General features: G+C 57.9%; 24 protein-coding genes. 9 read left to right on the top strand and 15 right to left on the bottom strand.

Features of this window, described 5'->3' with window-relative positions; all coding sequences use genetic code 11:
* Positions 1 to 5: 5 nt before the first annotated feature.
* Positions 6 to 374 carry a hypothetical protein gene (locus tag Q3Y53_RS05045; RefSeq protein WP_226423773.1) on the bottom strand — a complete coding sequence of 123 codons (369 nt, stop codon included), beginning with the start codon at positions 372 to 374 and terminating at the stop codon, positions 6 to 8.
* Here Q3Y53_RS05045 and Q3Y53_RS05050 point away from each other — a divergent pair.
* Positions 374 to 760: a DUF393 domain-containing protein gene (locus Q3Y53_RS05050; RefSeq protein WP_226423772.1), complete on the top strand. Its 387-nt coding sequence runs from the start codon at positions 374 to 376 to the stop codon at positions 758 to 760. The genes Q3Y53_RS05045 and Q3Y53_RS05050 overlap by 1 nt on opposite strands.
* 148 nt (positions 761 to 908) lie before the next feature.
* Positions 909 to 1,130, top strand: a complete 222-nt coding sequence (locus Q3Y53_RS05055) for a hypothetical protein (protein ID WP_226411700.1) — start codon at positions 909 to 911, stop codon at positions 1,128 to 1,130.
* On the opposite strand, the gene Q3Y53_RS05060 is transcribed toward Q3Y53_RS05055, so the two are convergent.
* Positions 1,115 to 1,408: a hypothetical protein gene (locus tag Q3Y53_RS05060; RefSeq protein ID WP_226423771.1), complete on the bottom strand. Its 294-nt coding sequence runs from the start codon at positions 1,406 to 1,408 to the stop codon at positions 1,115 to 1,117. The genes Q3Y53_RS05055 and Q3Y53_RS05060 overlap by 16 nt on opposite strands.
* 317 nt (positions 1,409 to 1,725) lie before the next feature.
* The gene (locus Q3Y53_RS05065) at positions 1,726 to 2,586 is read right to left on the bottom strand and encodes an SDR family oxidoreductase (protein ID WP_303533593.1); all 861 of its coding nucleotides are present in this window, start codon (positions 2,584 to 2,586) and stop codon (positions 1,726 to 1,728) included.
* Between the two features lie 65 nt (positions 2,587 to 2,651).
* Between Q3Y53_RS05065 and Q3Y53_RS05070 the strand changes: the two genes are divergently transcribed.
* Positions 2,652 to 3,056, top strand: coding sequence for a YccF domain-containing protein (locus tag Q3Y53_RS05070; RefSeq protein ID WP_226423768.1), 405 nt, complete (start codon positions 2,652 to 2,654; stop codon positions 3,054 to 3,056).
* Between the two features lie 15 nt (positions 3,057 to 3,071).
* Here Q3Y53_RS05070 and Q3Y53_RS05075 read toward each other — a convergent pair whose 3' ends face one another.
* Together Q3Y53_RS05075 and Q3Y53_RS05080 are read right to left on the bottom strand one after the other, a co-directional pair.
* Positions 3,072 to 3,425, bottom strand: a complete 354-nt coding sequence (locus Q3Y53_RS05075) for a hypothetical protein (protein WP_226423767.1) — start codon at positions 3,423 to 3,425, stop codon at positions 3,072 to 3,074.
* Positions 3,426 to 3,874: 449 nt separating this feature from the next.
* On the bottom strand, positions 3,875 to 4,111 hold the full coding sequence (locus Q3Y53_RS05080; RefSeq protein WP_186495351.1) for a hypothetical protein: 237 nt from the start codon (positions 4,109 to 4,111) through the stop codon (positions 3,875 to 3,877).
* Positions 4,112 to 4,196: 85 nt separating this feature from the next.
* Between Q3Y53_RS05080 and sodC the strand changes: the two genes are divergently transcribed.
* Entirely contained in the window at positions 4,197 to 4,733 is a 537-nt protein-coding gene (sodC, locus tag Q3Y53_RS05085) for a superoxide dismutase [Cu-Zn] SodC (RefSeq protein ID WP_303533607.1), read from the top strand.
* Between the two features lies 1 nt (position 4,734).
* On the opposite strand, the gene Q3Y53_RS05090 is transcribed toward sodC, so the two are convergent.
* Positions 4,735 to 4,902: a hypothetical protein gene (locus Q3Y53_RS05090; RefSeq protein WP_303533610.1), complete on the bottom strand. Its 168-nt coding sequence runs from the start codon at positions 4,900 to 4,902 to the stop codon at positions 4,735 to 4,737.
* A gap of 249 nt (positions 4,903 to 5,151) precedes the next feature.
* Here Q3Y53_RS05090 and Q3Y53_RS05095 point away from each other — a divergent pair, with 249 nt between their 5' ends.
* Positions 5,152 to 5,403, top strand: a complete 252-nt coding sequence (locus Q3Y53_RS05095; protein WP_226423765.1) for a hypothetical protein — start codon at positions 5,152 to 5,154, stop codon at positions 5,401 to 5,403.
* Positions 5,404 to 5,470: 67 nt separating this feature from the next.
* On the opposite strand, the gene Q3Y53_RS05100 is transcribed toward Q3Y53_RS05095, so the two are convergent.
* Entirely contained in the window at positions 5,471 to 5,716 is a 246-nt protein-coding gene (locus Q3Y53_RS05100; protein ID WP_186540459.1) for an RNA-binding protein, read from the bottom strand.
* Positions 5,717 to 5,908: 192 nt separating this feature from the next.
* On the opposite strand from Q3Y53_RS05100, the gene Q3Y53_RS05105 reads away from it, so the two are divergent.
* Positions 5,909 to 6,082 (top strand): hypothetical protein, encoded by a 174-nt coding sequence (locus tag Q3Y53_RS05105; RefSeq protein WP_226423764.1) that lies wholly within the window; start codon positions 5,909 to 5,911, stop codon positions 6,080 to 6,082.
* Here the strand turns inward: Q3Y53_RS05105 and Q3Y53_RS05110 are convergent.
* A complete protein-coding gene (locus Q3Y53_RS05110; RefSeq protein WP_226423763.1) occupies positions 6,079 to 7,272 on the bottom strand; it encodes a glycosyltransferase family 2 protein in 1,194 nt (397 codons plus the stop codon). The genes Q3Y53_RS05105 and Q3Y53_RS05110 overlap by 4 nt on opposite strands.
* A 31-nt stretch (positions 7,273 to 7,303) precedes the next feature.
* Entirely contained in the window at positions 7,304 to 7,621 is a 318-nt protein-coding gene (locus tag Q3Y53_RS05115) for a DUF3303 domain-containing protein (protein ID WP_226424415.1), read from the bottom strand.
* Positions 7,622 to 7,759: 138 nt separating this feature from the next.
* On the opposite strand from Q3Y53_RS05115, the gene Q3Y53_RS05120 reads away from it, so the two are divergent.
* Complete coding sequence (locus Q3Y53_RS05120; RefSeq protein ID WP_226411684.1) at positions 7,760 to 7,930, top strand: hypothetical protein; 171 nt, start codon at positions 7,760 to 7,762, stop codon at positions 7,928 to 7,930.
* Between the two features lie 31 nt (positions 7,931 to 7,961).
* Here Q3Y53_RS05120 and Q3Y53_RS05125 read toward each other — a convergent pair whose 3' ends face one another.
* The 3 genes from Q3Y53_RS05125 to Q3Y53_RS05135 form a co-directional block, all read right to left on the bottom strand.
* Complete coding sequence (locus Q3Y53_RS05125; protein WP_226423762.1) at positions 7,962 to 8,810, bottom strand: hypothetical protein; 849 nt, start codon at positions 8,808 to 8,810, stop codon at positions 7,962 to 7,964.
* Positions 8,811 to 8,966: 156 nt separating this feature from the next.
* Positions 8,967 to 9,503, bottom strand: a complete 537-nt coding sequence (locus Q3Y53_RS05130; protein WP_226423761.1) for a DUF924 family protein — start codon at positions 9,501 to 9,503, stop codon at positions 8,967 to 8,969.
* Positions 9,500 to 11,173: a protein adenylyltransferase SelO family protein gene (locus Q3Y53_RS05135; protein WP_303533625.1), complete on the bottom strand. Its 1,674-nt coding sequence runs from the start codon at positions 11,171 to 11,173 to the stop codon at positions 9,500 to 9,502. Before Q3Y53_RS05135 ends, Q3Y53_RS05130 begins: the two co-directional genes overlap by 4 nt.
* A 108-nt stretch (positions 11,174 to 11,281) precedes the next feature.
* Here Q3Y53_RS05135 and Q3Y53_RS05140 point away from each other — a divergent pair, with 108 nt between their 5' ends.
* Positions 11,282 to 11,428: a hypothetical protein gene (locus tag Q3Y53_RS05140; RefSeq protein ID WP_186570036.1), complete on the top strand. Its 147-nt coding sequence runs from the start codon at positions 11,282 to 11,284 to the stop codon at positions 11,426 to 11,428.
* Positions 11,429 to 11,436: 8 nt separating this feature from the next.
* On the opposite strand, the gene Q3Y53_RS05145 is transcribed toward Q3Y53_RS05140, so the two are convergent.
* The 3 genes from Q3Y53_RS05145 to Q3Y53_RS05155 form a co-directional block, all read right to left on the bottom strand.
* The gene (locus Q3Y53_RS05145) at positions 11,437 to 11,613 is read right to left on the bottom strand and encodes a hypothetical protein (RefSeq protein ID WP_226425318.1); all 177 of its coding nucleotides are present in this window, start codon (positions 11,611 to 11,613) and stop codon (positions 11,437 to 11,439) included.
* 3 nt (positions 11,614 to 11,616) lie between these two features.
* Positions 11,617 to 11,778 (bottom strand): hypothetical protein, encoded by a 162-nt coding sequence (locus tag Q3Y53_RS05150; protein ID WP_303533637.1) that lies wholly within the window; start codon positions 11,776 to 11,778, stop codon positions 11,617 to 11,619.
* Between the two features lie 83 nt (positions 11,779 to 11,861).
* On the bottom strand, positions 11,862 to 12,014 hold the full coding sequence (locus tag Q3Y53_RS05155) for a hypothetical protein (RefSeq protein ID WP_226399519.1): 153 nt from the start codon (positions 12,012 to 12,014) through the stop codon (positions 11,862 to 11,864).
* Positions 12,015 to 12,120: 106 nt separating this feature from the next.
* On the opposite strand from Q3Y53_RS05155, the gene Q3Y53_RS05160 reads away from it, so the two are divergent.
* Positions 12,121 to 12,282, top strand: coding sequence for a hypothetical protein (locus tag Q3Y53_RS05160; RefSeq protein WP_226425319.1), 162 nt, complete (start codon positions 12,121 to 12,123; stop codon positions 12,280 to 12,282).
* Positions 12,283 to 12,313: the final 31 nt, after the last annotated feature.

The raw sequence follows: 12,313 nt of genomic DNA on the forward strand, positions 1-12,313 counted from the left end.
CAGGCTCAGGTCGGTACGCATTGATGGTGAATCACGCTGCCACGGCGTTCCCAGAATTCCGGCGCTGAAGCATCAACAACACGCCACCACCAACGGCCATCGGTGTAGCTGGGCTCACCTGCATTGTTGGTGCGCGGAAGTTGCAACTCCACATCGCGCCAACGCAGCAGAATTCCATCTCCAGGCAGGGTTCCCTCCAACGTGTTGGGAATGCCCTCAGGCAGACCGGTTAGGTCGACGGCTCCTCGCGTGATTTCAACACTGAGCCGATCCCCATCGCAGATCCAATCGGCCCATGTCGGCTGGGGCGCCACCAACAACCAACAGAGCAACAACAACGCCAGACCCAAGCCCTTCGCGACAGAATTCAGCAATGCTGTTAACCCTCATCTACGACGGCGGGTGCCCATTCTGTCGGGATTTCGCCCTACGCAGTGAGCTCAAGGCGGGCGTTCCCAACCTGCGCATTGTTGACGGGCGAACCGATCACAAGATCCGTCGCGAGCTCAATGCCCTCGGACTGCCTCTGAGCAACGGCGCAATTTTGATCGAAGGGGAGCAGAAGTGGCATGGCAGTGAAGCCATTGCAGAACTCAGCCGACGCATGAAACCCAGTGATCCCCTGTTGAGGGTGCTGGCCAAGCTGTTCGGAGACAACCAACGTTCAGCACTCGCCTATCCCGCCCTGTTGGCAGCCCGGCGTCTGGCGCTCGCCACACGCGGCCTGAGCGTTGACCCGGATCAAGCTCCATCAGGTTGACGCAATGAGCCAAAACACGGGTGGCATTAATAGTTCGCTTTGAACTACCGTCGAGACAATCCTAAAGATTCTCTTAAGCATCGATCTCGATCCCTTTGTTCCTGACGCGCTGAGTCATCAGCAACTCAACGCTTTACTCAAAGCGGCGATGGACACATCCGCCGTTCCTGAAGGGCAGCTCAGCGATGACGAACTGCTTCGAGCAGCACTGAGTGCATGGGCCGACCAAACCCAGGAGTTGCTGCGTTGGATTGAAGGGCAGGGTGATGCAGTGAGCGACACCCGGTCACCCAAACAGGTGATGGCGCTGGGAAGTTTTCGCACCCATCTGGTGATGGGCCTCAAAGCACTGCGCTATTCCGAGGGCTGAGCCCTCTGAAGCTCCCGACGAGCATCACAACATTCCTCGAGAACTGAAAGAAACTGTTCCGGCTCCGGTTGATCATCAAGATCAAAGCGGGTGGCAGTGGTCACCGTGAAGTTGATCCAGGTCTCAACTTCAGGGCCACCGGATGCCATCACGAGGTCGTAGCAGGCTTGAAAATCTGAATCCGGTGCAAGATCACGCGCGGCATTGATGACGGCATACAGCTGATCCAAACCTTCCGTTTGAGCTTCAGCAAAGACGCCACGAATGCGAGCCAACATCAGCAAGCACGCTCAAGTTCAACTACAGAAGCTTCTGCTTTCAGATTGGAAGCTTCGTCTGCAAGCTCAAGCAGTTCTGCATTGAGCTCCAACAGCATCAGTGCCAAGGAGGACGCAAATTCGATGCAAAAGGATTCGTCTTTCACAGCGCCACCGCGTTGAATGCAGAGGGTCTAATCAACGCAGTGAGTTGACCGTGGATCGCGCAATCCTGCTTTACATCAACATCAAAAAATGAGAGAAATTCGCTCAATACGTATCGAAAAATCAAATCAGCCGCAGACGTCGTGCGGGGCCGCTAGCTAATGCAGCGAAGCTCAGGCCGCCACAGGTTCGAGCATGGAGCTGACACTGGGCTGAAAACCGATCTCACGAAGCCGGGCATTGCTGACACGGGCATTGAAGATGCGGGCACCGGGACGATCGTGGTTGTCCCAGATCACAGGGGGCAATCCGAAGTCATCACAGAGGGCATTGGAGAGCTGACGCCGGGTGAACTGAAGATCATCCACAAGGTTGTAGATGCCTTGGAGGCTCCGGCCGAAAGCAAAATCAACGCCGCGGATGATGTCGTGCAGATGAACCCAGGCATTGATGTGATTGCCGTTTTTGCGAACCGACTGTCCAGCAGCACTGCGGATGTACGACGGGATGTCCTTACCGGGACCGTAAATACCACCCAGCCGCAATACACAAGCCTGGGTTGAGGCTTCGTTCAACGAAAGAACAGACGTCTCGGCGCTGGCCAGAAGAGCATTGGCATTGTTGGAACAATCCGGAGGCGTCAGCTCATTGCAGATCGCGCCGGCTTGATCGCCGTACACCCCAGCACTGCTCAGGTAGGTCACATGCAGCGGCCTGCTCCCCTGGCGTTGACGCAGGGCATCAACGAGAGCCGGCACCGCCTGGCCGTAGACCTTCTCATATTGATCCTCTTCAAAGGTGGCTGTAGTGGGGGCGATCGCAATCAAAACGCCATCGAGCCGATCAAGGAAGCTGGTATCGGCCATGGGGTCGCCCGCGCTGTAGAGGCGGGGGTGGTCGACCAGATCGCAGAGCTCAGCCAGACGCTCGGGGCTTGTGGTGGTGCCAACAACTTCGTGGCCTTGACGCCTGAGATGGGCTGCAACAGCAGATCCGACATATCCACAACCAACGATCCCGTAATTGCCCAACATGCTTGGTCAAACACCTTTTACAGAATTTAACGAACGAGCATTGCGCTTGCCGTGACAATGGAGACATGTTCTCGATGGTCCTCAACCTCCTCTGGGTTGTTCTCGGCGGACTGCCCATGGCTCTGGCCTGGTGGCTGGCAGCATTGATCTGCGCCATCACCATCGTTGGACTGCCATGGGCGCGGTCGTGTTGGGTGATCGGCTGTTTCTCGCTCTGGCCTTTCGGCTCCGAAGCCGTGAGTCGTCGTCAGCTCAGGGGACGAGGCGATCTGGGGACGGGCCCCCTGGGTGCGCTCGGCAATGTGATTTGGTTCCTTGCGGCCGGCTGGTGGCTGGCCTTGGGTCACCTCAGCAGCGCCCTGGCCTGTTTTGTCACGATCATCGGCATTCCCTTTGGCATTCAGCACATCAAGCTGGCTTTGATCGCCCTGGCCCCCGTCGGCATGACAGTGGTGAAATCAAGAAACTGATCTGAGCAGAGCCGATCAGAACAACAGCTGAATCAGCCAAACCATCGCCAAACCGAGCACGCCTGCCAACAGCAATCCGCCCACCAAAAAGGTGATTGCAGCAGCCAGCCCGATCCTGGCCATGGTGTCTGGATAGAGAAGAAACAGTGTCAGGCCAAGGGCCACAGGCCACAACGGCGGAATCAACAGGCAGACCCCGGTGAGGATCATCAGCTTGCGATCACGCTGTTGCTTGGCCTCAACCTGAATGGCCACCGCATCGGCTTCACGATCAAGCTCAGCCTGCTCATCGTCACTGAGCCAACGGCCACGCGCCTTGGCACGATCGAGTTCGTCCTCGAACCGTTCAGCGGGGTTGCCCTTGCTCATCGGCACACCATAAGAAGCAAGGGATTAACAAACAAAGAAAGCCCGAACATCAAAATCGAGCCGTATTAGGTAATATTATCTAGGTATTTACCCGCCGCAATAATTTCATTGCCCAAAAAAGAAAATCGGGATAGTGTCGCTCTGCGAATTGAGAATGACATGCTAAATACAACTCTGGAATCACCAAATGCAGCCCAAGCTTGCGTCACTGAATCACAGGTGAATGCCTATTTTGAATGCCTAACACTCTGTAATCTCGATGATGGCAGTTGCTACGAGCAATGCATTCTCGTTCATCTGAAAAATGAGGTTGATGAATGAAAAGCTTGAGTCATCAAACACAAATGAGCTTGGCATCCCTTGCCTCAACGATTGCTGTTGCTCTTCTCGTGATCGGTTTTATGGGCATGGCCCAGCACATCAACGCCAGCCCGCTCTAAAACACCTGTTCACTTCTGGCGTTTGAAGGTGTAGCAACCACCGTGGTAACCGGTGAAGGGTTGGGCGTAAGTCACCAATTCCCAGCCCTGCTCACCCAATTCATTCATCAACCCCACCAGGCTGACGTCGCGCTGTGGATGGCTTCTGGAGATCAGCTGGCGATCATCCAGCCAGAGCTCCTCGATTTCCCCGGTCCACGACTTACCCCGGGGCACGAAGCGCAACTGGGTGTATTCCCATCGCATCACCAAGCATCAGCCGAACGACGCACCATCTTCACCGCAGAAGGCACCATCCGGAAGCGACAATTCAAGAACATGCTGTTCTGTGATGCGTCGCCTGCTCGTCCAGCTCGTTCTGCTCATCGGCCTGCTCACGCTCACACCGGGCTGGTGCGAAGCCTTGGAGGTCACCCTGCAACGCATTGATGCCAATGGCATTGGCGAGTCGATTGGCAGCATCACAGCGCAAGACACCGACCAAGGCCTGGTGATTTATCCCGATCTGGCGGGACTGAGCCCTGGAGAACACGGCTTCCATCTCCACAGCACGGGAAGCTGTGAGGTGGGCAAAACCGCCGAGGGCACCCCAGTTGCCGGCCTTGCTGCAGGTGGACACTGGGACCCGGACGAAACCGGCCAGCACCTCGGCCCCTTCGGAAACGGTCACCGGGGCGATCTCAGCAGGCTGGTGGTGGATAACGATGGCAAGACCAACACCAGCGTGGTGGCGCCACGGCTCAGCACAGCTGATCTGAAGGGCAAGGCTCTCATTGTTCACGCTGGAGGCGACACGTACAGGGACGAGCCCCCCCTTGGTGGAGGTGGAGCACGGGTTGCCTGTGGTGTGGTGCCGGACGAGAGGTGACTCAGCCGTTTACCAGCCGGGCGTGGAGGCGACAGACCCTGATGGCCTGTGCGGGAGGCTCCTGACAAAGGGCACCGAGTTCCCTGTTCAGCTGCTTGAACAGGGAAAGATCCGCTCCAGGAATCGAGGGAAACACCAGGAACAAACCTGAGGCGATCAATCCGATCACGGCACCGCTCCAACTCTTAAGAGAAGCCTAAGCCCGCATTGATCAGGGATCTTGTTCGTCCCTGCGAACCACGGCTCGATGGTCTCCACCACAACCAAGCCCCCACACTCAAGGACCAGGTCATAGGCGGGTGGCATCAGACCGTTACAGCGCCTTCCTATTCAGTAGGCAAAGCGCGTCTGGCCTATCCCCCCATTGAGGGAGGTCAACGGCAGGTGAACATGATGAAAGGCTTGGGCTCTCAAAACGTTGTTCAAATCACCCCTGTTTCGGCGCGTCGGGATCTACCTCGTGCTCAGCACGGCAGCCGTCACCGTCGTCAATCAGCTCGAGATTGAACAGCAAAGTGCCTATCAGATTTATATCCCGATGTTCATTGGGATCTATGTGATTTCGCGTTGGCTCGACAGTCGGTTCAACCAGGCCTCACAACAGCAACAGGCCAACGCAAAGCACGAGACAACCCCACCATCCACAACCGACCGCGGTTTTGGACAGTGAGGTGAATCAGGGGTTCTGCTGCCGGTGAACGATCACTGGCCCATCACCCTTGGGCTTGTTTTGAAGCTCAGCGGCGGGGTTCGGCCTTGCGAACGGAGATGGCACGGCCCATCCACTCAACGTTCTGCAGGTCGTCGATCGCCGACTGCTCATCGGCTTCGTTGCTGAGATCCACAAAAGCGAAACCACGCTTGCGGCCCGTCTCCCGGTCGAGGGGCAAGGAGCATTTGCTCACCTCGCCGTACTGACTGAACAGATGCGTGAGATCCTCCCGCTCAGCGTCCCAGGAGAGATTTCCAATGAAGATCGTCAAAAAAAGAAATTGATCAAGACTTCTTACCTTCGCACACAAGCGGCCCAGGCAAGAGGCTTCAGAGGGAGTGGCTCAACCGTTTGATCGAGGCTGAACACCAATTCCGCTCAATGGTGAATTCCATAGAAGGTCTTTACTTCGAGCCCAATTGAGCCTCAACGGAACCAGGCTTGAGCTAGTTGAGGCATTGGGATGAGTGGACTCAGCGGGACCAAGACGGACGATTTCATCAACGCAGCCAAAGCACGCGGCGAGGCTGCCCTGCAATACAAGCAGCCCAAATTGACGAAGCTGGAAAAAGCATTCCGGCATGCCGCGATACGGCGGCGGGCTGAAGATGCCCGCAAAAAAGGGCACCACTCTTAATTCAGGGACCGGCCTTTCCAGGTCCAGCCGCGTCCTGTACGGGTGCGCCAAATCGAGACAGGGCCAATCGCACCCACTAGCAACCCACCAGCTCCCATCAGCCACCAATAGCTGAGGGGCACATCAAAGTTGCTGCGCGTCCACAGCCGCAGCAGCAGCTGTTGAAGGATGGCCAAGCTCGCCAGGGCCATCAACCAACACCAAAGATTCGCCAGCAGGGGCTGGAGCCAGAGCAGCACGAGCGATGCCGGCAACAACAGCCAGGGCACTGTGAACATCAACAACACAACCAAGGCGGCTCCGAGGGCTTTGACGGGATCCCGGTCCAAGCCCAGAAACCAGTTCTTGGTCCAGCCCTCCCAGAGAGCCGCCAGGTCGCTGTACATCCGCAGATCGACCGCATCAAGCCCCAGCAGATAACGAAGCCGATGGCCGCCGCCCTTGATGGCGCGAGCGAGGGCCAGATCTTCCACCACCTCGCCAGCCAGGGCCCGGTGGCCACCGATCTGCATGTAGGTGGACGCCTTGAACAACATGAAAGGTCCTGCTGCAAACGCCACCGGCGATGCCGGGTCGTTGGTTTCAAGGATGGGAAAACCGAGGCCCAGCAGGCTGGCCATGATCGGCTGCACCATCCATTCCGCCAAGCATCCGCAGCTCAACCGCGGCGCCAGGCTCAGCAGATCAGCATCCTCATCAAGGGCCTGGGCAAGGGCCCGTTGCAGCGCATCGGGCTTGAGCCGAACATCGGCATCGATGAACAACAGCCAATCGCTGGAGACCTGTTCAACGGCCTTGCTGCAGGCCCAGTTCTTGCCCACCCAGCGTTCGTTGACGGGCCTGGGACCGGCCTGAATCAGGCGGAAGTGAGACGCTCCAGAGCCAGCGCGAATGGCGTTCTCGACCGTTGAATCGGTGGAATCGTCATCCACCACCAGCACCGACCAATCCCGGCAGGGAGGCTCACTGGCCAGCACGCAGCCAACACAAGCTTCGATGTTATGGGCCTCGTTGAAGGCGGGGATCACCACGGTCAGCGAGGTGTCCGGAGCAGCGTCCGACTGAGCCGGCTTCAAGCGCGGTGCAACAGCAAACACCCGTTGCAGACCCAACTGCAGGATCAACAATCCCGCTGAAGCCGAACCAGCCGCAGCAAGAAACAGCAGAGGCTCAAGCAAGGCAAGCGTCAAAGCCGGGTAAGGGTTCTAGGGATTAGCCGTCTCAGTTGACGGATGCTGCAGCTTCCACCATCGGCCACATCGCAGCAAATTCGGCGTCCGAAACCACGGCGGTGACGTCGAACTGAATACCGAAGTCTTTGATCCAAGGGCCGAGATGCGCCCACACCTTGCCGATGTCACTGGCAACGGCAATGGCAACACCACTACCGCTGATCGGTTCACAGACGCGGTATTTGAGAGCAAAGCCGTCGAACGCATCACCAGGTGCTCCCGCATTGATGTAGTCAGCAAAGCCAGGGCACGACTCCCAGGCCCCCTCAACGGTCGGGAAGGTCCAAACGATCAAGTAGTGCTGCATGGTGAAGGAGGCAACCACTTGCTTCGTAGCCACGAACGACCATTCAGGCGGAATCGCAACTGAATTCAGCAGTCATTCCGCAGGAGCCTCAGGCGCAGCTGACAAGGGGCTACAGCTGAAATAGGACCCAGCACAGCCATGACTCTCCACATCGCCAACGAGATGGATGAAGTGGAAGTGGCCGTCTGGTGGGATTTATCGCGCATCGTCCGTCACTTCGAACGCCAGGGACTCGAGCGCCGGGAGGTGAAAGCTGCCGTGATGAATGCGGCGCTGCGCCTGATGAAGGATGAAGGCGAACAGAGCTGAACAGCAAGAACAACCCGTTGATCACTCGCCGTTAAGGCGAAAAATGATTGCGCTGGTGTGCATTCACCAGTATCCCTTTTCCATTTCGACCACCTGCAACGGTGATCAAGGCATTGAAACGTTGATCAACCGTTTGATGAAGCAATTGCTGCTTCAAGCTTTCAGCATCAGCTCCTGACAACGTTGCCCCCACTTCAAGGAGACGATCGAGGAGGCCAGCGTTGTTTTTGAGGCCCAGAAATTTCGCCACGGCCAAAGGAAGGCGATGACGAGACATCCATTCCGCTGCAATAGTTCTTTTGCTTTTTTTGCAGGGACGAGCGGTTGAATGATCCGAACAATCGAGCAGGGATTTGGCGACGCTTTCAGCCACCAAGTTCACGACTACAGGAATCTTTTTCAAGCCCAGCAGCTGCGCCAAAATCAAACGATGGCGTCCATCGATAAGCAGGAGATCGCCATTCGCAGCCAAGGCCACTTCCACATTGTTCTCAATCGAATCGGACGGCCGATAGCCGTTTCGCTCGATGTCTTGATAAATCAAGTCATACCACTCTAATTTTTCCGATAGAAACGTCTTGAAGCCTCCTTTTCTTTGACTCTTTCCCTTCATGGCCTGCTTGTATTTTTTCTCAAAAAGCACTGAATACTTGGTCTGATGCCAGTCCAGACCCTCAACAAATCGTTGACGCATTGCACGAACATGCTTGCATCGCTGCAGACGCTTTCCTGGCTTTAAAGCCTGATCGGCGATCACCATGCCGAAGTAACGCTTGTTGCCACAGGTTCTGGCCGAAACGTCACTGGGCACTCCAGCCTCATCAAGCACCCGGGAACGCAAAAAATGCGTAATCGCTGCGGGATTGACCTCGAGAAGCAAGTATTGACCTCATTTCTAGCCCAAGATTAACACGCCTTTAATCCAGGCTTAAACTCTAGATTGTGATCGAATGCCATGAATTCATCCACTTACGATTGCAATAACTATTCCCAAAGATTCTGAGCAATCAACTTCAGCAGAGAGATTGATCAACCATCAACGTTGTGCTTGCTGCACAAACAACGCTTCCTCCGGTGAGCTCACCCGTCCAAGAGCAGCATTGCGATGGGGATAACGACCAAAGCGCTGCAGCTGGATGAGATGGCGGCGGGCGACATCAGCGGTAGCGACGTCCGCGAATTGCTCCAGCAGAGGGATGGCATGGACCAACACCTCCTGCTCTTCGCTGTGCAAGAGAGGCATTAGCCAGAACTGACGTTTGGCTCGCTCCTGTTCCTGTTGAATCCAACCCCGTTGCAAGGCGTCCTGGCTGAGGGCCTGGGCCTGCTGGTCGCCGGCGAAAGCCTGGGCCTCCCCGCGCCAGATCTGACGGCTGAATTGATCCAACAGCAGCACCAGGGCGAGGCCGCCCGATGGCGTATGAGCCCAGGCCTCAAGCTCGCCGGCCAGAGCCCTCTCCACAAGAGCAGCAAAACGATCGCGCACCAGCGCATCGAAGCTGTCGCGGCGACGAAACCACTGCCAGGGACGGCACTGCTGAAACCAGAACTCCAGAACGTCGTCTGCGGTCAAGACGAACAGCTGTAGTGGGACACCCCACCAGCGCTGAAGAACTCCCGCGGTTTCAAGCGGTCGTAGCGGCCCGCCAATTCGGGGGAAGGGTTGTCATAGGGCGTGCTGAACAGCTGCTGCAGTTCAGCCATCAAGGAGGTGTCGCCTTCGGCTGCCTGCTGGTAGGCCGGAGCGATCAACCACTCGCGCCAGGTGATCGCCGGATTAACCCGCCGCATACCAGCGGAGATCTGCGCCGGATCAAGGCCACTGGGCCACTGGGCGCGCCAGCGCCGCAACCAGTCCTGCCACTGGGATTCGAGGGACCCCGAAAGGGGCAGATAGAAACAGTCCCGCAACGGATCGATCTGCTCAGGCAGATCCGACAAGCGGCGGAACAACATTGAATAATCGGCGCTGGAATCAACCAGGAGCTGCAACAGCTCACGCACCAGGTCGTCGTCGGCACTGGACACGCCGAGTTTGCTGCTCCACATCCGTTGCATGGCCTCCTGCATGGCGGCAGGGAAGCCCTCAAGCAACTGGTCCAGTTGGGCCTGGGCCTCCGCCTGGCCCTCCATCAGCGTGCACAGAGATTTCCAGAACATGCGGTAGTTGGCCTCCGCGGCCACCGGCTGGTTGAAGAAGCAGAAGTGGGCGCCCCCGCCAGTCCAGGGCTGAAAGCGCGGATCGAACAGCTCGCAGAACCCAAACGGGCCGTAGTCGAGGGTGAAGCCTCCGGCGGCGCAGTTGTCGCTGTTGAAATTGCCCTGGCAGTAGCCAACCCGGATCCAGTTGGCCACCAGGGCCGTGAGGCGATCACGAAACAAGCGCGCCAACAGCACAACCTGGTCGCTGAACGGCAGGCCGGGATCGATCTCCTGGCGGTAATTGCGTTCGATCAAGTGCGCCACGATCAGGTGCAGCTCCTGGTGCGCCCGGGGATGGGCCTGACTGCGGGCACGGCGGGCGAATAACTCCAGCTGACCCACCCGCAGAAACGATGGCGCCACCCGCGTGCTGATAGCCGCCGGGTTGTCGACCATCACGTCCGGGTCCATCGAGCGTGAGTTTTCGGAATACCAGGGGCGACGCACCGTCTCGGCATGGGAGACGTAGAGCGTCAACGAACGGGAGGTGGGCACACCAAGGGCATGCATGAACTCCTGGGCCAGAAATTCACGAACGCTGGAGCGGAGCACCGCACGGCCATCGGCACCACGGCAATAGGGCGTCGGACCACCGCCTTTGAGCTGCATCTCCCAGCGGCGCCCTTCAAACAAACCCTCAAACACCGACATGGCACGGCCATCGCCATAGCCGTTTCCATTTCCAAAAGGGCACTGCTGGGTGTATTCGGTGCCGTAGATCGAGAGGGCATAGCCCGTGGCCCATCCCCAGGGCCGCATCGGACCGGTGGCCACACCGAGGTCACCGGAGAACATGCGGCGAAACTGATCGTCCTGGGCCAGGTCGTCGCTGAGGCCAAGCTCGCTGAACAAGCTGCGACTGTGCGCTAGGTATTGGGGCTCGGGGATCGGGGTGGGCGTCACCGGCACGTAGTGACCGGAGAGCACCTGGCGGGGACGGTGGTCCTCCCCATCCGCTGTCGCCTCCGGATCAGGCGTGAGGGATTCCAACAGGGAGTAGTCGGCCCGTTCGGCGAACTCAGCAAACGTGGCGGTGCTCATCGGGCCTTGACGCTGAACCCATCATCGCCAGAGCTGCGGCCGGGTGTTTTGACCGATGGCCAATGCTGAACAGAGGCCCTACACCGAGGGAAGCATGCAAGAGGAACCGTGGGCAAAGCCAAGAAACTTCGCTCGGACAACCGGCAGGAGGAGCTGATCACCAGCCTGATCGGCCTTACCGCGATTTTTGTGGCAACCGCCATCTGGTGGAGCGTGGCTCCCCAGTGGCTCACCAGCAGCTGGCAGACCTTCTAGTAGACGGGCTAGTAGTCGGGCATCGACGCCTCATCCCGCAACGTGCACCAGGGCTCAAGCAGGGTGGGGCGACCGCAATGGGGGCAATCCTGCCCCCGCTTCTCCACCTGCACGAAGGGGATCCAACGGGAGTTGGCCTGCCCCTCATAGCCGCAGTGCTTGCAGTGAATCCGGTACTCCGCCATGGCTCAGAGCGCGGGCTTTTCCTGACGTTGCACAGCCTCATGGGCCTGGCGGAGGCCATGCACCATGAAGCAATAGGCCTGATTGCAGACCAGATATTTGCCTTCGCCGATGGCGTCGATGGTGGACCCGCGCGAGGTGGCAAAAATGCGGCTTCTGAACTCCATCTCATCTCCAGTGCTCACCTCACTGTTGTGGGGGCATGAAGCAGCGGCAACCCGTGTAAACGCGCATTTTGCGCTGGGCTGACTCAGTCGACGCGCTCGCAATGGTCGCCATCGCACTGCAGCCCGCATTGGGGTTGCTTGGCGCCGTACTGCCAGGGACGACGCATGGCCCAGTACTCATCCACCAAACCGAGCAGGTAGGTGCCGATGCGCCGGAGCAAGGAAGCCTGTTTCATCCCCTCAAGCTGGCAACAGCGCCGCAAGCCTGCAACCGGACGCGACGAAATTAATGTGGCAAAACACAGCCTGGGTGGGTTAGGCCCGGTGCAGTGCTGTCGACCCATGACCACCACGCAACATTCAAACCAGCTGCTTGAAGAGCTGGTTGCTGAAGAGATCGGTATTCAGATCGATCAGATCGCTGAAAGCCTGCAGCGGGAAGGCTGGCCAATCTCCATGGTGAAGCGGTTCATGCATGTGGCCGTGGAGCGACTGCCGGAATAACTCCAGGGGACGACTAGGTCAAACAACTCAT

It is taken from the genome of Synechococcus sp. YX-04-1 (genome assembly GCF_030546365.1).
GTDB lineage: Bacteria > Cyanobacteriota > Cyanobacteriia > PCC-6307 > Cyanobiaceae > Parasynechococcus.